This window comes from Fulverythrobacter fulvus (assembly GCF_037154085.1).
In the GTDB taxonomy this organism is placed as follows: Bacteria; Pseudomonadota; Alphaproteobacteria; order Sphingomonadales; family Sphingomonadaceae; genus Andeanibacterium; species Andeanibacterium fulvum.
In genome coordinates this window covers 209034-226143 of record NZ_JBANRM010000005.1, presented here as the reverse complement: position 1 = coordinate 226143, position 17110 = coordinate 209034, and the positions used below count along the sequence as shown (strand labels likewise).

The following is a 17110-nucleotide window of genomic DNA, read 5'->3' as shown; positions in this document are numbered from 1 at the left end:
TTCCTATTGATCGGAAAAGGAAGAGCGTTTGGCGGCGGCCTTGCCGTCTGCCAGGCGGCGGAATTCGGCCACTACCTCGTCTGCGATATTGGCGGCGCTCTGGCCCGGTGCGGCCTTGATGGTGATCGCGCCGGGGCCAAAGGTGAAATTGTTGTTGGCCGCTGCCGGAGTGCCGCCGCGCATGGGGGCGAGGGCCAAGGGGCGTGGGCGCATGGCGGCCATGGCGACATCGCCCGCCATGGTGCGGCTTGCCTGCACGGGCCGGTCCCCTCCGCGCTCGATCCCGCTGGCGAGGCCCTGGGTGATGAAATGGCCCTGCAGCATCATCAGGCGCGAGGGAGACTTGATACCGAAGAAGTTCTTGAAGGCGGTCAGCCCGCTTTTGGCGATGTCCAGCAGGCGGTGGCGCAGGCCCAGCGGATCGAGGCCGTTCAGCAGCCCGGCCATGATCTGCTTGCCCAATCCGAGCATCTTGCCCGGCAGGCCGGAAAGGAAGTCCAGCCCGGCGCCGAAGACGGATTTGATCCCGTCCCAATGGCGGATCACGAAAGCCACCGCCAGGCCGATGGGGCCGAACAGGAAGGGGAAGCGCTGGAAAGTGCCCTTCAGCCAGTTCCACGCGCCGGACAGCATGGCGATGCCGGAATTGAAGGCGCCCTTGATCCTGTCCCAATTGCGCCAGATCAGATAGCCGGCCACGGCGATGGCGATCACGATGGCGCCGATGATCAGCACCATCGGGTTTGTCGCCATGAGGGCACCGGCGCGGGCAAAGCCCTGGCCGAGCATCATGGCGGCACCGCGGATCTTGCCGAAGGCGGAAACGAAGGCACCTGCTTTCTTCAGCACCTGAAACTGCTTCCACACCTTCCACAGGGTAACCAAGGGGCTGATGGCAAAACCGACGCCCATTTTCAGCGCGCCCAGCGCCATCGTGACACCCGCAATGCCAGTGAGAGTCATCATCAGGCCCTTGGCCAGTTCGGGGTGTTCCTTTGTCCAGGCGCGAAAGCCATTGGCGATTGCCAGCACTTTCTGCGCGCCTTCGGTGATGGTGGGCAGCAAGGCCTGCCCCAGCGTGATGTTGACTGCAGAAAGCCCGTTCTTCGCCAGCCCCAAAGCCCCTTCGGTGGTGGCGATACGGGCCAGATATTCCTTCTGCATGCTGCCCGCGTAGGCAGTGCTATCCCCCACCAGGGCGAAGTTCTTCTTCAGCTGGTCGAGATTGGTCAGCATCGGGGCGATGGCGGCCACGCTTTCCGATCCGAACAGCTGGGTAAGGGTGGCGGCCTGCTGCGCTTCGGGCAGCTGGCGCAGGCGGCCCAGCAGATCGAGGATCGCGCCGCCGGCATCCTTCTGCATTGCACCGGCCATGTCGCGCGCATCCAGCCCCAGCGCCTTCAGCGCCTGCTGCTGGCTCTTGGTGGCGGCTTCGCCCTTGGTCATGGCCAGCATCATGTTCTTGATGCCGGTGGCGGCAATCTCCTCTTCCACGCCCACCGAATTCATCAGCTGGCCCATGGCCGCGATCTGCGGGGCGGCAAGGCCCGCCACCTTGCCCAGCGCGCCAATGCGGGTGGTGATGCCTGCCACGGCGCCGACATTGCCGCCGTAAGTGTTGGTGAGCGCGTTGATCTGATCGGCCAGCGTGCGCACGTCCTTCTGGCCCATGCCGAAGGCGGTGCGCCATTTGGCCATCATGCCGCCGGCATCTTCCGCCGTGGTATCGAAGGCGATGCCCATCTGGGCGGCATCTTCGGTGAAGGTCAGCAATTCCTTGTGGGCCACGCCCGCGCGCCCGGCGGCGGCCACGATCTGGGCCATGCCCTCTGCCGTCATGGGAATGCGGGTGGAAAGGTCCAGCAGATCGTCGCCCATCTGCTGGAACTGGCGGGTCGTTTCGAAATCCACCACCTTGCGCACATCGGCCATGGCGCTTTCGAACGTCATGGCCTGATTGGCGGCCAGCACGGCGGGGGCGGCCATGGCCACGCCGGTGACGATGTTTTCCGTGCCGGAAGATCGCAGATCGGCGCCGCGTTCGCGCATGGCATCGGCGCGGGCATTGATGGCCAGCAGTTTGGTCTGCCGCTCCATCTCGGTATTGGTGCGGGCGATGCGGGCGGCCAGATCGCGTTCGCGGTTCATCAGGGCGGAAACATTGCCGGTGGAACGCTTCAGCTCGCCCTGAACGTCGCGCATTTCCCGGCCCAGATCGCGCGCCTCGCGCTTCATGGCGGCAAGGCTTTCGCTGCCCGACTGGCCCAGCCCCACGATGTTCTTCAGGGGGCCGGACAGCCGGTCGGAACTGGCGAAGCTGACGAGAAGGCGCAGGTTCTTGTTCATTCGGCCACCCGGTTGATTTCATTCCAGCGGCTGACCGCCAGTTCCCGCCACATGCGCAATTCGGCCAGTTCCATTTCCAGCAGCACGGCCGGCGGCCAGTGGAAGATCAGGGCGATGTCCGCGATCAGCTCTTCAACACTGCCTCCACCTTCTGGCGGTCGGCCGGGGTCAGAAAAAAATCGATAATCGCGCCGGCGCAGGCGGCGGCGTCTGCCGGATCGAGAGCATCGGCCTCCGCCTGCGTGATTGGAGGGGTGGCAATACGGGGAAGCACGTCCAGCACGGCGCTGACGCGGGCATTCATAAGATCCTGCATGGAAAGGCCGCGCAGCTCGCCCGTGCGGGGCTTTCGCAGGACGATGGCCGCGATCTTCTCATCGCCACGCTGGATGGGTTCGGAAAGCGTGATGGGATCGGAGAATTTGCGCGCAGGAGGAGCGGACTGGTCGGCCATGGGGCACCTTTCAGGGATGGGTGAGGGAGCGGATCATTCCCCGCCCCGGCGCGTCCGCTCGATGCACGCCGGGGCGAAGCTGGTGCGGGCTAGATGCCCAGATTGCGGCGATGTTCGGCCAGGCGGTCCACGCCATTGACGATGAAGACCATGTTGATCTCATCCTTCTCGATCAGCGTGCGGCCATCGACCATCAGCTTGTAATAGGCGCAGCGGGTTTTCACCGTCTGTTCGGTGTCGCTGCCGGCCTTGGCACTGCCGGGATCGATCTCGGAATGGCGGCCGCGCACGGTGATGTCTGCCGTCTTGGTCTGCCCGGTATTGTCGTCCTGATACGATCCGACGAAGCGCAGCTGCAGGGCATTGAGGGATGTCGCGCCGAACTGGGAATAAACCTGCTCCAGCAGGCCGCCGATCTTCCATTCGAATTCGATAGCTTCGCCGCCCAGATCGACGCCAACCGGCGCATCGAAGCCGCCGCCGCGCCAGTCTTCCAGCGTGCGGACAAGCTTGGGAACGGTGACTTCGCTGGTTTCGCCCAGATAGGCTACGCCATCGTTATAGACGGTCAGGGCCTTGAGTTTGGAGGGCATGCCCATGGCTGGTTACTCCGGAAAAGGGGGAAGGGGCGCGGGCGGTCAGGCCGCCAGCAGCTGGGAATAGAAGCGGTCGGAAATCTGCGGGCGCAGGCCGATGGCCTCGGCCGGGGCGCAGTCAGTGAATTCGTAATCGATCACCAGCTTGCCCGCCTTCAGCGCCTCGGCCGGGTTGTCGGCCGAATTATAGCTGGCCTCGGCGCCGATGATCCGGCCCTGCGCCTTCAGCTCGCGGAACTTGGCGTTGATGCTTTCAAGGATGTCGCGGATCAGGCCGGGCACGATCGGCTTGTCGATTGCCCAGACCAGCCCTTCGGCAATGGCATCCTGCAGCGCGTAATTGGTTCGCACCGTGCTTTCGAAGCCGTAGATCGGATCGTCCGAACAGGTGCGGTTGCCCCAGAAGCGATAGCCGTCGATCCGGGCCAGCGTGGTGATATCCGCATCGTTCAGCTGGCTGGCCAATGTCACATCGTTGGCCAGGATGGAAAAGGGGACCGGGCGGGAAAGGCCGGTCACGCCGTTCACCGCCACGTTGGACAGGGTCTTGTGCCACCCGGTCTGCTGGTCGATCTTGCTGCGCAGGCCCAGCGCGCGGGCAATGGCGCTGCCTTCGAAGTCGGAGAATTCCGGCCAGATCAGCATCATTTCCCGCTGGCCGAAATTCTGGCGATAGGCGGAAAGCTCGCCCAGAGTGTCGCCCTGCGCCGCGCAATAGGCAAAGCCGCGCAGCTTCTGCGCCACACTGCCGAAGGCTGCGGCCACCTCTTCCACATCCAGCCCCGGCGCGCCCAGAATGCGCGGGCGCACGCCCAGCTGCGATTCTGCGCCCAGCAGGGCCTGCATGCCGGTCAGCTCGCCGCCCGCCGTGGTGGTGCCCACTACATTGGCGGCGGTTTCGGCCGCGTCGGCACCTTCGGCCACTCGCACCACCACCACCGGGGCACTGGCCTGATCGGCAATGGCATCCAGCGAATTGGCCAGCGTGCCTTCCTCGCCCGCCTTGCCGATCAGGGCGGCGATGTCATCCACCAGCACGGCTTCGTTCAGCGGGAAAGTGGTCGCATCGGCATCGGATGCGGTGCAGACCATGCCGATGGTGGACGTGGAAACATCGGCAATGGCGCGGGTGCCGGTGCTGTTCTCGGTAACGCGGATGCCGTGGTAATAGGGCATGGGGCGGCCTTTCAGTGGCTAGAGGGCTAAGGTGAGGGAGTAAGGCGGCTGGCCCGGCAGATCGGTGCGATAGCCCTTGATGGTCAGTTCCGGGCGGCCTGCGCGGCCAAGCCCGGCGATGGAGACGCGGGTGGGGCGCACGCGATGTTCCCAGCGGCGGATGGCAGTGGCCGTTGCCGCGAACAGCAGCAGCGGCAGCGCGGGGCCCAGCGGGGCATCCACCAGCTTGAACAGATCGCTGCCGAATTCGTGGCGCATTACGCAGCTGCCCCTGGGGGTGGTGAGGATTTCGGCCACGCTCTGGTCGATCTCGGCATCGCCGCTCAGCGCGCGGCCACTATTGCGGTCCATCGCGCTCATTGCGGGCCTGCGGTGCTGGCGCCGCCGGACTGGACGCCGGGGTGCGTGTGGGCCTTGCCGCTGATCCCGGCGGCGAAAACATCGGTCTGGCCTGTGACGGTGCCTGCCACATCGGCATCGCCGGTAATGCTGGCATCGCCATCGACCGAGAGATTGCCGGTTATGCTGACATCGCCGGTGATGATTACGGCACCGGGCGCCTCGATCACGATCCCGTCAGGGGTGAGCTTGATCGTCAGCCCATCGGCGCCGTGCAGATGGTGGTTGGCATCGGCGGCAGGGGCGGGGAAGCCGCTGGAAAGCAGCCCGCGCAGTATGAAGGCCCCGGCAATATCCGCTTCGGGGCAGATCAGCAGAACCTGTTCGCCCTCGCTGGGCGGGGTCCATGTACGGAAGGCGCCCGCCAGTTCGGTCCAGGGCACGGGCGGGGAAAGCACTTCGCCGCAGCTGACTTCGGCCAGCCCGGCGGCCAGATCGACCGACGCAATCCGGCCAAGGCGCAGCAGGTCGCCAATCTTGCCGGGAATGTCGTCCTCGTCTTCCATGAAGGCGAGGGTTGGGGGAGTTACGTATTACGCGCGAGTTGCGGGGTTTGTGGTGGGGGGCATCACAAAGCGAATTTGCATGTGAGGAGTTCTAAAGGTTCTGGCTGGGATATCGCAGCATGGGTCTTGGTCACGCGAAGCCAAAATGGCGATTAGCCGATTGTAATTGTCGGTGGTGGCTCTGGATTGGGATCAATTATTGCAGAGAATGCACTCCAATATGCGTCGACGATCTCGTCAAGCCAGTAGCCGCTCTGCTCTGTGACTTCACATTGGATGATCTGGCCGTCCCACATAGACGAGAAGGTCGTTCCATAGATGCTGTCGTCCAGCAAGAGTGTGTCCGCCTTTGACCGGCCCTCGATTTTAGCCGTTGGACTAAGGTCGACACCTTCGGACATGCTTTTCGCATGGCGGGTTAAGTGTTTTGCAGTCTTGGACCGCTCCGCAGAATGCGCAAGTGCATGTCGCAACGCGATCGAAGAGGGGAACTGGCGTTCAAATTGCCTTCGAGCCGCACGTTTCGCTTCGTTGTCGATTTTGAGACGCAAAGTGGGGCAGCTGCCAAGGGATTCGTCAATGCCGCTAATGATGCAGCCGAAATGGTATATGCTCATGGCGCAATCCCTTGCCGCGCACAGCTGCCATTGGTGATAAACTGTCTGATGAGTTGGATCGAAGAGCTGCCTTTCTGCGCAATTGTGAAAAAGCGAGCGCCCAGCCCAGAATGACGTCGCTTGGACGTGCATTTTGCCGATGTTGAAGCGGATAGAATCCGCCTCTCTTCGTTCTTCTTCTGGAAGTTCGCGAAGTTTGAAGTTCGGGAATTTCCGAACCCTTTCGATACGTTCTGTGAGCATTTCGATTTCCGATGCCAATCGGGCGTTAAAGGCAGAAACAAATTAGATGCTAACAGAAAAGCCTGATCGGGTGCCACCTACCCAATAATCCCCCGCTCGATCTTGTATTCCACCCCGCGTGCCTGGGCGTCGATCAGCTCGCGGGTGGCCTTACGGTCGTAATTGCCGTCCGCGTCCAGGGCGGCATTGATCAGGCGGCGGTGGCGCACCTTTTCATGCGTGAAGGTGACTGCCACAGTGCGGGTTTCCGGGTCGAATTTGCCGACTGAAATCTTCATCCAATTTTCCTTTCCGTCACACACCGCGCGCAGACCATTCCACGGTCTGGGCGATGCCTTCGATGTTGCGCAGGGTGAAGCCGCCGACATTCTTGGTGGTCCACCCCACATTGTCCTGGCTGCCGCTGGTGGCGCGCACGGAAACGCCCAGGCTGAGGTTCACCCAGCTGGAAAAGCCGCCATTGGGGAAGGCAATGTCCGAGGTGCCGCCCGCCGGGACATAGGCACTGCCCCACATTTCTTTGAAGCCGTCCGCATGCACGCGATAGCCGGTGGCAGCGAGGCTCTTGCCCGTGACCCGGTCAAAATCGGCCGCGTGGTAACCGTCCAGCATATCGGCATCGAGGCCCGATCCCGCCCCGTCTACCGTTACGATCTTGGCGAACAGCGCGGCGGCGGCCACCAGATCGTCGGCATATTTCTTGGTCGCGGCATGCAGGTTCGCGGATGGCGGGCCGGACAGGGTGAGCAGGCCCAGCATCGTGTCGCCTGCCCGGTTGACCGGGGTGAAGCCAAGCGCACCCGCCGCCACCTTGTCGTCCACGTATTTCTTCGTGGCAGCATGCAGGTTGGCGCTGGGCGCGCCCGAAAGGGTGAGCTGCCCACTCATGCTATCGCCCGCGCGGTTCACCGGGGTGAAGCCGAGGCGGGCCAGAACCAGCGCGGCAGTGATGTAGCTGTCCAGGAACTGGGTCGGGGTCTGCCCCCGCCACAGATCGGCATCGAGGCCGGAACCGGCCCCGTCCACCGTGGCAAGCCGGGCGAGCAGAGCGGTGGGTGAAACCAGATCGTCGACATAGGCTTTGTTTACGGCATGCATCGGGTTGAGCGGCGCATCGGACAGGGCAAGGCGGCCGGTCATGGTATCGCCCGCGCGGTTCACCGGGGTGAAACCGATGCCGGCAGCGGCGACCAGATCGTCTACGTATTTCTTCGTAGCTGCATGCAGATTGGCGGTGGGGGCACCGGAAAGGGTGAGCAGCCCGGCCATCGTATCCCCGGCCCGGTTGACCGGGGTAAAGCCGAGCCGCGCCAGCACCAGCCCTGCCGTGACGTAGACGTCCAGGAACTGCGACGGCGTGAAGCCGCGCCACAGATCGGCATCGAGCCCCGATCCGGCGCCGTCATTGCCGGGATGCCAGATTAGGCTGTTGCCCGTGCCGAAACGGGAATTGAGCCAGGCAGTAACGGCGGCGAGCAGAGCGGCGGGCGGCACGGCCCGTTCCACGTCCAGCCCGGCCTGCGCCTCGGCCGGCGTTGCCAGCTCCACTACGCCGCGCATGGCGGTGGTGGCGGGTGGATTGAGGAAATTGGCATCGCCAAAGGTCAGTGCGGCCGCTTCGATATCGGCAAAACGCACATCCAGCGCCAGCATGGCGATGCTGGGCGGGGCCTTGGCAATGATCGGTTCGGCCTGGCCGTAAAGCGCGAACGCCGTGCCATCGTCCAGATAGAGCGCGAAGCTGCGCATGGTGTAGCTGTCGGCGCTTTCATCGCGCATGATCATGTGGATCGTGTCATCGTCCACCGTGTCGCCGGACAGGGCGGCCACGCGCTTCACTTCGCCGGGCAGGGCAGATATGGCGGGCACGGGATCGAGTGCCGCCTCGGAAATGCCGATCTGCGCAATGGCGACGGGGGCCGTCCCGGTGTTCTGCGCATTCACCAGTGCGGCATATCCGGCGGCGGTGACGGTCATCGTCAGGGGCATCGGGGCATCCTTTGGGGGTGAGTTGGCATGTCAGCCTGCCGGATCGGTGAGGTAGGCGCCGGTCAGGGGATCGGTCAGGAACAGGCCGCTGGCGGGATCGGAAAGCAGTGGGGGCAGGTCGATTGCCGGGGCGACAACTTCGGAAAAGGACAGGCGGGCATAAGTGACCGGCCGCGCGGCCGCGATCACGCCCACCCGGCTTTCCGCCTTGAGCGCCTGAGTGAAGGTGAAGTGGCGGGAAAGCGGCTTGGTCCGCTCGATCTCGCGGATAACCGAGGCGACATAATCCGCGCTGGGCGGGGCACCGTTGATCGCCGCGATGGACAGCGTGACTTCGAAAGTGCCGCGCTCGCCCGGCGGGTCCATTTCCCACCATTCGCGGATGGCGATCGCCGCGCCGAAAGCGGAAAGGGCGGTCTGCACGGCGGCCAGCGTGCCCTTGCGGCGGTGGACCTCTATCGAACTGGCGATCACCGCGCGGCGCACTGCCACTGGCCAGCTCGCGTCCCAATTATCGACCGAATAGGCCCAGGCGAGCCAGGGCAGCAGATGTTCGGGGCAGGCTTGCGGATCCCAGGCATCGCGAATGGTGCGGTCCGGCAAGGCAGGCAGGGCTACGGCCTGTTCCAGCGCGAGCATCTGCCTGCTGGCATTGGGCGGCAGGATGCTCATTCCGCGATACCCGCATGGGTCAGCACGATGCCGGTGCAGATCGCTGCCTGCGTATCGTCCAGCACGATATCGGCTACGGGTTGTGTAATGGCGACATTCTGCGAACCGCCCACGAACAGGGCGGCATTGATGGCCGCCAGTGTCACGTCGCGGCCGATCTTGCGATTGTCGGTCACGTATTTCTCGATCCGGGCCTGGGCATTGGCCATCACGATCGCGGCATCCGGCCCGGCATAGGTCGTGATCGCGGCTTCGATCGCATATTCCACGATCATGGCGGAATGGACTGTCACCCGGTCCCCGATCGGGCGGCGCGTGCGGTCGGACAGCGCAGCGGAAACGGTGTCGAGCAATTCGGGCGAGGCGGTGCCTTCAGCCGCGCGGGACAGCACATAGACTTCCACCTCCGCCGGCTCCGGGCTGCGCGCGCTGACCGAGGCGACTTCGCTGTCTGCGGTCAGGGCGTAATAGAGATAGGCCCCTTCCGGCCCGGCCACGGAATAGCCTTCCGGGGCAAGCGTGATGCGGAAGCGGAAATCCTCGTCCCCTTCCATCACGGCCGGGGTGCCTTCCTCGGGATCGGCCGGGGTGATTTCGAGCCGCTGCACGCCAAAGCGCGCGCCGATCTGATCGAGATCCGCGCCACTGGCGTAGGCCAGCATCGCGCCCACTGCATCGTCATTGGCCTTCTGGCGGTCCAGCAGGCGAAACCACGCGGCCACCTGCATCACGCGCATGGCCGGATCGCTTTCCACCAGCACGAAGTCGGGGAACAGCTCCCGATACTTCGCCAGCATTTCCGCCAGGATCGCCTCGTAATCCAGCGGATCGATGGCGACCGGCGCAGGCAGCTGCGAAAGATCGATGGCAGTGAAGGACATGGCGGCAAGCTGGACCGCCCGCCCGTGCGCCCGCCAGCGCGCGCCTTTGTGATGGGCGGCACTACAAATGCGCCCGGTGGCGCAATTGCGTGCTTGGGCGAAGGTTGCCGGGGATCACAACGGACCTCGACACATGACCACCACCAAGCCGCTGGATGCGGAAATCATCGAAGGCGCTGGAGGCATGCGGGCCGATAAGGCAGCCCGCCGCCGCCTTGCGGACAGCCTGCGCGCCACGATGGGCCGCTATGAAGTGCCGCGCTTCGTGCCCTGCGTCGTTGCCGGCATTGCCCAGCGGGCGAGTGCCACGGCCTATGCCTACGGCGCGCTCGTGGCGCAGGATGCCTGGGTGCTGCGCTGCATCAAGGCGGGTGCCTCCGGCGCTTCGGCCATGCTCTCGCTCGCCGATCCCGATTACATCGCGGATGGCGCGGCGGTCTGGGCCGTGCAGGGCAGGCTCGCCCCGGTTCCGTTCGCCAACAATCTGGCGATGGCGAAGGGCCAGCAATTCGCCACTGGCGGCATGATGTTCGAAGTGACAGTGGCGGGCACTACCCATGCCGCCGACGCCGCGCCTTCGGCCCCGTCAGGCGGCACGCATGGCAGCGTCACTTATGTCTATGTCGGCAGGCAGGAATTGCCGCTGGTCTATCTCGTGGAAGGGGCCGCGCCCGCCGGGACCAGCCAGCAGGCCGCCTATTCCGACAATGCGAAGATCGCCGCCAAAGGCGGGGTGAAGTTCGACAATTATCCCTACAATGGCACGGTCGGCACGATCATGAGCCAGAGCTGGGACGGCGTGACGCTTGCGCGTGGGCAGGGATCGTGGCTGTGGCAGACCGATGCCCCTGTGGCGGCCATTCGCGGCTACATGCAGCTCTATGGCGATTACATCTGGGTGGATGGCAGGATAGTCGCCAGCGTCACCCAAACGGCTGCGGCCACCTATCGCCAGATCGTGATCGACAGCAGCGGCCTTGCGCGTCGGATGCGCAATATCCGCCACCGCTCGGGCAGCGCGACCAATATTCTCGGCATCTGGGCCAGTGGCTTCGACACGGTGCGGGCGTGGAGCGGCTATTCCCCGCTGCGCATCGTTTCGCTGGGGGACAGCTTCACGGAGGGATATGGCTTCACCTCCTACCTTTCCGACATGCTGGGGGTGGAGGACTGGTGGATTCAGGGGATTGGCGACACGGGCATTCTCGATGTCGGTCCCGGTCGCACTAACTGGACCGAGCGGCTGTCTCTCGATGTCATCTCGCGCGATCCGGACATTGTCCTCATCCCCCTGTCGCAGAATGACGGGCCGGGCGAGGCCACCAACATTGCCTTTGCCGCAATGCTCGACCGCATCCGCAACGAGACTCATGCCGAAGTGGTGGTGGTGGGCGTGTGGAACAATCGCGGGCCGATCACGGCGGGCAGTGCTTACACTCTCGATACGGATTTGCAGGCCATCTGCGCCGCCAAGGGCGTGCCCTATATCAAGTGGCGCGATCTGCTGACCGATGGCGGCTATGTCGGTGCCGCAGCCGGCACCGGCAATTCCAAGTTCTACACCACGTATGACGGCACGCATCCCACGGCGCCTGCCGGCATGCACTTCCGCGCTTCCTATCTGGCGCCGCGCTTCCTTGAGGCGGTGGAGGGGCTGGCGGCATGATCGGCCTTCATCTGAACGATACGGCCCGCCACGTGGGCGACGCATTGAGCGTGGGATGGCTGGTGGCCGTGTTCCTTGCGAACCTGCCCTCGATCACGGCGGTGCTGGTGCTGATCTGGACCGTGATGCGGCTGTACGAGACCTGGCTGTCGATCCGCCAGAAGCTGCGCGAACTCAACGAAGAGGAAATCCGGAAATGAGCAGATGGCTGATTGCCGAATGGCGCGGCGCGTGGCGCTGGTGGAGCGTGCGAATCGCCGGGATCGCGGCAATCGTGGCGGGCGTGCTGACGGCCAATCCCAGCCTGCTGCTGGGCCTGATCGCGATGCTGCCGGGCGGCGTCTGGCGCAATGTCATGGCGGCGGGTGTCGGGCTGGTGGTGTTTGTCATCCCCACGCTTGCCCGGCTGTGGAAGCAGGGTGAAAATCAGGGGGGCGGGGCCAATGGCTGATCCGCAACCCAGATCCGGCCGTGCCACGCTCGCGATGGTGGTGGGCGCAGGCGTTGCTGCTGCGCTGGGCGCCTTCGTTCCGATGGAGGAAAGCGGCCGCAGGGTTGAGGCCAGCGTGGCCGAAAGCGGCGAACTGCAGATCCGCCACATTTCCGGCAGTCAGTATCTCGCGGTCTATCTCGACATGGTGGGCGTGCCGACCGTGTGCGACGGCATCACCAGCTGGCGCGGCAAGCCGCTGCCCAAGGGCAGGATTTTCACCGAGGCGGAATGCGCCGCCATGCTGGAAGAGGAACTGGTGAAACACGCCAGCGCGGTGATGGCTTGCACGCCGGGCCTCGCCCTTTCGGCCGATCCGGCGATGGAGCGTCGCCGCGAGGGCCCGCGCTTTGCCGCTGTTTCGCTGGCCTATAATGCCGGCGCGGGCCGCTATTGCAGCTCCACCGCCCGCGCGCGCTTCAACGCGGGCGATTATCCGGGCGGGTGCACTGCCATCACATGGTGGAACAAGGCGGGCGGGTTCGTGGTGAAAGGCCTCGTTTCCCGCCGCGCGCGGGAGGCGAAAGTCTGCCGCGAAGGGCTGGGGGCGGCGGTATGAGCCTGCTTCGCAAACCGGCAACCTTGCTGATCGCCGCGCTGCTGCTCGGCTTTGGCCTCTGGTGGCTTGTCGCCACACTGACCTGGGGAAAGGCCGCCAAAGTGGAGGCCCGCCTCAATAGCAATCTTGCCGGTGCGGCTCTCGAAAGCGGAAGCGATGCCGTGGCCGCCATTGGCGGGCAGATCGGCAGTGAGGCCGCTGCCGACAAACTTTCATCGGAGAACGCATATGAAATCCGTTCCGCACCGGGCGCAGATGCGCCTGTGGACCCTGCCGCCCATGCTGCTGGCCTGCGCAGCCTGTGTAAGCGCGCCGCCTATCATGGCCGCGCCGAGTGCGTGCAGTCGCCTGCTGCCCGATGAATGGCGCGAGGGAGTGCCCGGCGCCGATCTCCCGGCGGGCCAATCGCTGGCGGACTGGATGATCTTTGGCGATGCCCAGACTGGCCAGCTCGACAAATCGAATGATCGCTATCGCGCGGCAGTGGGCATAGTGGAACGCTGCGAGGAGCGGGACAGGCAAGCCGTCAAGTCCAGTCGCAGCCGGCTATTTGGCCTCTTTTAGGTGCTCGGGATGAACCTGAGTAGGGAAGCTGGACTAGGCCTTCTGAGCCGTTATGCTAACACATCGCCCCTACTGCTGTGCGGCGGGGTTGCAGCTGGACCGTGATTTCTGAACCGCTATGCTCGGCATGTTCCTGGGGTTGGGCGCCTGTTAGTTGCAGCTGGACCGCGATTTCTGAATCGTTATACTACTGCTGCCCGCAAAGCACTCGACACGGAGTTGCTGCTAGACCGCGATTTCTGAATCGCTATGGTTTCCGTTTGTTCAGCCAGCCTGCTCATTTGGTTGCAGCTGGACTGCGATTTCTGAACCGCTATGCTTGAAGTCCGCCGCAGCCATCCGCCAGCACAGTTGGAGCTGGACCGCGACTTCTGAACCGCTATGCTAGAGTAACCAGCCCGCAGACGCCGAGGTGCGTTGCAGTAGGATCGCGATTTCTGAACCTTTTTCCCGTATCACTATAACTGTTCCATCAGGGGCGTGGGGCAATCCATGGTACGCATCTTCGCGGGTTGAGCGTGATGGCCCTCAATTGACGAGCTGAATGCGGCCGAGCATAGTTGGCGGCACACAACGCTATAATCGCGCCGGGCCAGTTCCACTGCTAGGCTGGTCGTCTAGGTAGCGTTGTGCGCATGGACGATGGCCGAGTAAACGTCATCTAAGGCTATACGCCTTATACTGCGCCGTTGAGCTCAAAGGTCAAAATTCGCGATAGGTGGACAGGTGCAAGTTATAGGTATTGATATCGACAATTTGATCCAAGTAGTAGAATTTCTTTTCATAAGTCATTCGCATTATTGATAATATAAATTTAACGCGGGCCGGGGTCGAAGATGCGGCCAAGTTCATCGATACGAACTTGACGCGCTTTCAAATTTTTAAGACTTCCAGCTGTGCGTGACAAATACTTGAATGGGTCAAGATCGTTGGGCTTTGCGTCACGCTCCTTGAGCGGACCGGCCTCCTGATGTGCGGCAATGGTGATCTGTCCCTTCGCGCCAAATTTTACGACACGCATGATTTCACGGGAAGCGCCGTCCTTTTCCACCGCAATCAGATCATTCTGTCTGAGGCTCATGATCTTTTTGGCCGCTGGATGTGGACGCTCGGGTACAAAATCACGCCGATGCGCGTCAAACATTGAGACGACTGTGGCCGTCCATTTGCCATCAGGCAGGCGCCAAACGTCGAACCGAGCGTTGGCGTCACCCTTATAGCCCTTATAGGCAACGCCGGATTTGTCGCGCACCGGAATGACCTTCAAACCTTCCCTAACGCGCACACGACGGATGCCCTTGAACACCGGATCGCTGCGTGAAAAGTCTAGCAAGGCCTTTTCAAAATCCTTGCCCGAATGGCCGCGCGTCACGCGCTCAAGGGCGCCTCGCAGCGCAGGATCGGGAATACGTTCCGGATTCTCGATATCGGCGGGCTTGAGGCTGGTCAGCGGCACGCGATGCACGACAATGGGCAAGCCAGTACCGCTCGTCAAACCCGTGAGGCCGTAGGCCGTGTCGTTGTGCAATCGGGCTGCTGTCTCATCATGGCCCTTAGGTGGTTTCCCTTTTCGGCCGTGGTCCTGCTTGTGGCTCACCACGATACGCGCGAGTGCATCACGCAAGTCTTCGCGGAAACCATCCCAAGGGGTTGGCAGGCCATCAAACAACCTGTCGAGATTCTGCTTTTCTGCGCGACTTGCTGCTCTGGATATCTTGTTCAGAAGGCCGCGCGTGGTAGCGCCAACGACCGCAGCGTCGATCGCATGATGACGATGGTCAAGACGGTTCTTTGGTGCGCTACTGTGTGGGTTCTCGACATAATTGTGATCAGGCAGCAGCTCGTTCAGTCCCCAGAGCCGCCGCAGCATGGCCGTCATGCGGCCGGGGATGACGTAAACTCCCGCGCTGTCATGGTAGAGGCTCGAGAGATAGGTCCGTGCCATGCGGGCCAGATATTGTGTGTCAGTCAACTGCCGGGCGATGAAGCCTCCGTCCTTCTCGAGCCGATCCATCGCGTCCGGTGCAAACCGCCAGCGCTTCGATGAATGCAACAGTAACGCTTGGTCGGCAATGATCGCCCAGCGATCAGTATGCCCCCATGCTTCCCACGGCGTGCGGTTGCCTTTCTCGCGATTGCAGCGGCGGTGTGAGATGACCTTGTTGGCCACACTGTCATCGAACGATCGGGAATAGGGAATGATGTGCTCGATCTCTGTCTCTTCAGAGAACAAAGCAACCATTCCGATCGGACCGCTGCAAAACGGGCAGCGACGATCCAGCGGGTTGTCAGGGTTCAGCTCTTCCCACAGGCGCAGCAGTGCACGGTTGGCGCCGGTGTCAAGCTGGCCGTTTTCTAACAACTTTTGCGACCTTGCTTGAGCCCTCTTCGTATTCTCGCCCAGTTCCTTGTTGTATCTGGCCTTGTCCTTTTCGCTCAGCTTAAGCTCCCGGGCCAGTTCCACGACAATCTGGTCGGGACGGCCATGCACGCGAATGATTGCGTTCAACAGGCGGCGAAGCTGATTTAGTCCGATGTGAACGGTCGGGTTGGTGATCTTGCCCCAGCGGGTTTCGTCGTCGTCCTTCCCATCAAGCGTGCCAGGTGGAATTTCGCGACTAAGCAGTTCGCCATAATAGGGAAGGAAATCGAGTACTTCCCCATCACGGAAATCACTGTGTGATTTGCCAAGCGCCACTTCTACCGCCTCGTTGTATGTCACAACGTCCTTTTTCAGTTCGGTCAGGATTAACCGGCTTGCCGTTTCCCCCAGTCGGCCATGGCCTTCAGGTAGCCTGATGCGGCCGATTGCGTCCGCTTGTTCCGTTGTTACGCCATGTGCCGTCATGAGCCATTCGTGCAGTCGGGTAGGGTCTTCCTCCTCAGCGACCGCCTCAATGATCGACCATTGTACGTTCGCATCGAAATGCGCCCAGCGTGTGCCGAAACAGCTCTTATGACTGAATGCGGCAAACACTTCGTCCCCGGCCAGGCCCGTGCGGTTCTCGCTCGCCTTGTTGAAGCTCTCACCATCGGCCAGTTTCAACAAGCGCGCCAAGTTAGAGAAGCTTGCCGTCTTCGCGGATTTGAGCTTGAGGATGATCGCATCGCGCTGGTCGAGCGTCAGCTTGCGTGATGACGTCCCAGCCTGCGTGACTTCCAACTGGTTGACCTCCTCATAAAGCCGCCGCTCTTGAAACAGCGGATGGGCCTTGGGTAGGCGCGGTTCGGCGGTGAAAAAGGTGCAACCGCCGACTTTCGGTTCCTTCAAAGGGCGCTGGAAGAAGATAATGCGACGCAAGCGATTGCGCGCAGCCTCGGTGAACAAGGATGGATGATGCGGTGCCTGCTGCTCCCAGATCGTGTCGAACTCATGTTCGAGATGCCGACGTTCGGGGTAGAAGTCGTAGCCGTCAACCCCGATCGGCATCCGCACGCGCTTGGTTTCCCTAGCCGCCAGGAATTCGCCATATGTGCGCGCACCGGCTTCTTCCATGGCAACGTCCAGCGCTTTTGCGCCGGTTGAGATCTTCCCGCTTTCCTTGTCGTCGCCCGATTTGCGTTCGGCCTTGCGGTTGGATTTGAAGCCTCGCCGCTGATTAAGATGGAAAAGGGCGCGCCCGATTACATGGGGCTCTAGTCGCTCGTCGAGCGCACGTTTGCGCAACAGGTAGGGATCATAGCCAACGAGGGCCCTAGCTTCCTTGGCATCGGCGGGCATCAACCCAGTATCGACCAGTGCCTGCAGCAGGGCTGACCGGCGACGCAAATATCGGTCTCGGCGACGACGCATAGCACGCGCATTACGTCGATCGACTGCTAGCGACGCGCCTGATTTGGGATCGCGCCCATCTGAGAAGATGCGTACACCAATGTCAAGGATGCGGTCGCCTTCAAAGAGGCACCAGCCGATGCTGTTTGTGCCGATGTCGAGACCAAGGCGCGTCATCAT

General features: G+C 62.7%; 19 protein-coding genes. 6 read left to right on the top strand and 13 right to left on the bottom strand.

What is annotated here, in order from left to right; all coding sequences use genetic code 11:
- Positions 1–3: 3 nt before the first annotated feature.
- The 12 genes from WFP36_RS14945 to WFP36_RS14890 all read right to left on the bottom strand — a co-directional run bounded on the left by WFP36_RS14945 (position 4) and on the right by WFP36_RS14890 (position 9879).
- Positions 4–2346, bottom strand: a complete 2343-nt coding sequence (locus WFP36_RS14945; RefSeq protein ID WP_336981614.1) for a phage tail tape measure protein — start codon at positions 2344–2346, stop codon at positions 4–6.
- Positions 2343–2462: a GpE family phage tail protein gene (locus tag WFP36_RS14940; protein ID WP_419716647.1), complete on the bottom strand. Its 120-nt coding sequence runs from the start codon at positions 2460–2462 to the stop codon at positions 2343–2345. Before WFP36_RS14940 ends, WFP36_RS14945 begins: the two co-directional genes overlap by 4 nt.
- 8 nt (positions 2463–2470) lie before the next feature.
- Positions 2471–2800, bottom strand: a complete 330-nt coding sequence (locus WFP36_RS14935; RefSeq protein ID WP_336981612.1) for a phage tail assembly protein — start codon at positions 2798–2800, stop codon at positions 2471–2473.
- Positions 2801–2889: 89 nt separating this feature from the next.
- A complete protein-coding gene (locus WFP36_RS14930; protein ID WP_336981610.1) occupies positions 2890–3399 on the bottom strand; it encodes a phage major tail tube protein in 510 nt (169 codons plus the stop codon).
- A 39-nt stretch (positions 3400–3438) separates the two neighbouring features.
- Positions 3439–4572 (bottom strand): phage tail sheath subtilisin-like domain-containing protein, encoded by a 1134-nt coding sequence (locus WFP36_RS14925; RefSeq protein ID WP_336981608.1) that lies wholly within the window; start codon positions 4570–4572, stop codon positions 3439–3441.
- Between the two features lie 18 nt (positions 4573–4590).
- Positions 4591–4923, bottom strand: a complete 333-nt coding sequence (locus WFP36_RS14920; protein ID WP_336981607.1) for a GPW/gp25 family protein — start codon at positions 4921–4923, stop codon at positions 4591–4593.
- A 5-nt stretch (positions 4924–4928) separates the two neighbouring features.
- Positions 4929–5477 carry a phage baseplate assembly protein V gene (locus WFP36_RS14915; protein ID WP_336981606.1) on the bottom strand — a complete coding sequence of 183 codons (549 nt, stop codon included), beginning with the start codon at positions 5475–5477 and terminating at the stop codon, positions 4929–4931.
- A gap of 152 nt (positions 5478–5629) precedes the next feature.
- Entirely contained in the window at positions 5630–6337 is a 708-nt protein-coding gene (locus tag WFP36_RS14910; protein WP_336981604.1) for a hypothetical protein, read from the bottom strand.
- Positions 6338–6414: 77 nt separating this feature from the next.
- Positions 6415–6615, bottom strand: coding sequence for a hypothetical protein (locus tag WFP36_RS14905; protein ID WP_336981603.1), 201 nt, complete (start codon positions 6613–6615; stop codon positions 6415–6417).
- A 16-nt stretch (positions 6616–6631) separates the two neighbouring features.
- On the bottom strand, positions 6632–8326 hold the full coding sequence (locus tag WFP36_RS14900; protein ID WP_336981601.1) for a hypothetical protein: 1695 nt from the start codon (positions 8324–8326) through the stop codon (positions 6632–6634).
- A gap of 30 nt (positions 8327–8356) precedes the next feature.
- Positions 8357–8998: a phage tail protein I gene (locus WFP36_RS14895; RefSeq protein WP_336981600.1), complete on the bottom strand. Its 642-nt coding sequence runs from the start codon at positions 8996–8998 to the stop codon at positions 8357–8359.
- Positions 8995–9879, bottom strand: a complete 885-nt coding sequence (locus tag WFP36_RS14890) for a baseplate assembly protein (protein WP_336981598.1) — start codon at positions 9877–9879, stop codon at positions 8995–8997. The genes WFP36_RS14895 and WFP36_RS14890 overlap by 4 nt, the downstream gene beginning before the upstream one ends.
- 133 nt (positions 9880–10012) lie before the next feature.
- On the opposite strand from WFP36_RS14890, the gene WFP36_RS14885 reads away from it, so the two are divergent.
- Genes WFP36_RS14885 through WFP36_RS14860 form a run of 6 tightly spaced genes read left to right on the top strand, consistent with a single transcriptional unit; the run spans position 10013 to position 13158 of the window.
- Positions 10013–11545: an SGNH/GDSL hydrolase family protein gene (locus WFP36_RS14885; RefSeq protein ID WP_336981596.1), complete on the top strand. Its 1533-nt coding sequence runs from the start codon at positions 10013–10015 to the stop codon at positions 11543–11545.
- Positions 11542–11745 (top strand): hypothetical protein, encoded by a 204-nt coding sequence (locus tag WFP36_RS14880; protein ID WP_336981594.1) that lies wholly within the window; start codon positions 11542–11544, stop codon positions 11743–11745. Before WFP36_RS14885 ends, WFP36_RS14880 begins: the two co-directional genes overlap by 4 nt.
- Complete coding sequence (locus tag WFP36_RS14875) at positions 11742–11996, top strand: DUF7940 domain-containing protein (protein ID WP_336981592.1); 255 nt, start codon at positions 11742–11744, stop codon at positions 11994–11996. The genes WFP36_RS14880 and WFP36_RS14875 overlap by 4 nt, the downstream gene beginning before the upstream one ends.
- Positions 11989–12594: a lysozyme gene (locus tag WFP36_RS14870; RefSeq protein ID WP_336981591.1), complete on the top strand. Its 606-nt coding sequence runs from the start codon at positions 11989–11991 to the stop codon at positions 12592–12594. Before WFP36_RS14875 ends, WFP36_RS14870 begins: the two co-directional genes overlap by 8 nt.
- Positions 12591–12956, top strand: a complete 366-nt coding sequence (locus WFP36_RS14865) for a hypothetical protein (RefSeq protein ID WP_336981590.1) — start codon at positions 12591–12593, stop codon at positions 12954–12956. The genes WFP36_RS14870 and WFP36_RS14865 overlap by 4 nt, the downstream gene beginning before the upstream one ends.
- Positions 12916–13158, top strand: coding sequence for a hypothetical protein (locus WFP36_RS14860; protein WP_336981589.1), 243 nt, complete (start codon positions 12916–12918; stop codon positions 13156–13158). Before WFP36_RS14865 ends, WFP36_RS14860 begins: the two co-directional genes overlap by 41 nt.
- 814 nt (positions 13159–13972) lie before the next feature.
- Here WFP36_RS14860 and cas9 read toward each other — a convergent pair.
- Positions 13973–17110, bottom strand: a complete 3138-nt coding sequence (cas9, locus tag WFP36_RS14855) for a type II CRISPR RNA-guided endonuclease Cas9 (protein WP_336981587.1) — start codon at positions 17108–17110, stop codon at positions 13973–13975.

What these genes read in the sequence shown, in the direction of transcription:
- WFP36_RS14945 (WP_336981614.1), bottom strand. Translation starts at nt 2,346, where the DNA reads ATGAACAAGAACCTGCGCCTTCTCGTCAGCTTCGCCAGTTCCGACCGG.
- WFP36_RS14935 (WP_336981612.1), bottom strand. Translation starts at nt 2,800, where the DNA reads ATGGCCGACCAGTCCGCTCCTCCTGCGCGCAAATTCTCCGATCCCATC.
- WFP36_RS14930 (WP_336981610.1), bottom strand. Translation starts at nt 3,399, where the DNA reads ATGGGCATGCCCTCCAAACTCAAGGCCCTGACCGTCTATAACGATGGC.
- WFP36_RS14925 (WP_336981608.1), bottom strand. Translation starts at nt 4,572, where the DNA reads ATGCCCTATTACCACGGCATCCGCGTTACCGAGAACAGCACCGGCACC.
- WFP36_RS14920 (WP_336981607.1), bottom strand. Translation starts at nt 4,923, where the DNA reads ATGGACCGCAATAGTGGCCGCGCGCTGAGCGGCGATGCCGAGATCGAC.
- WFP36_RS14915 (WP_336981606.1), bottom strand. Translation starts at nt 5,477, where the DNA reads ATGGAAGACGAGGACGACATTCCCGGCAAGATTGGCGACCTGCTGCGC.
- WFP36_RS14910 (WP_336981604.1), bottom strand. Translation starts at nt 6,337, where the DNA reads ATGCTCACAGAACGTATCGAAAGGGTTCGGAAATTCCCGAACTTCAAA.
- WFP36_RS14905 (WP_336981603.1), bottom strand. Translation starts at nt 6,615, where the DNA reads ATGAAGATTTCAGTCGGCAAATTCGACCCGGAAACCCGCACTGTGGCA.
- WFP36_RS14900 (WP_336981601.1), bottom strand. Translation starts at nt 8,326, where the DNA reads ATGCCCCTGACGATGACCGTCACCGCCGCCGGATATGCCGCACTGGTG.
- WFP36_RS14895 (WP_336981600.1), bottom strand. Translation starts at nt 8,998, where the DNA reads ATGAGCATCCTGCCGCCCAATGCCAGCAGGCAGATGCTCGCGCTGGAA.
- WFP36_RS14890 (WP_336981598.1), bottom strand. Translation starts at nt 9,879, where the DNA reads ATGTCCTTCACTGCCATCGATCTTTCGCAGCTGCCTGCGCCGGTCGCC.
- WFP36_RS14885 (WP_336981596.1), top strand. Translation starts at nt 10,013, where the DNA reads ATGACCACCACCAAGCCGCTGGATGCGGAAATCATCGAAGGCGCTGGA.
- WFP36_RS14880 (WP_336981594.1), top strand. Translation starts at nt 11,542, where the DNA reads ATGATCGGCCTTCATCTGAACGATACGGCCCGCCACGTGGGCGACGCA.
- WFP36_RS14875 (WP_336981592.1), top strand. Translation starts at nt 11,742, where the DNA reads ATGAGCAGATGGCTGATTGCCGAATGGCGCGGCGCGTGGCGCTGGTGG.
- WFP36_RS14870 (WP_336981591.1), top strand. Translation starts at nt 11,989, where the DNA reads ATGGCTGATCCGCAACCCAGATCCGGCCGTGCCACGCTCGCGATGGTG.
- WFP36_RS14865 (WP_336981590.1), top strand. Translation starts at nt 12,591, where the DNA reads ATGAGCCTGCTTCGCAAACCGGCAACCTTGCTGATCGCCGCGCTGCTG.
- WFP36_RS14860 (WP_336981589.1), top strand. Translation starts at nt 12,916, where the DNA reads ATGGCCGCGCCGAGTGCGTGCAGTCGCCTGCTGCCCGATGAATGGCGC.
- cas9 (WP_336981587.1), bottom strand. Translation starts at nt 17,110, where the DNA reads ATGATGACGCGCCTTGGTCTCGACATCGGCACAAACAGCATCGGCTGG.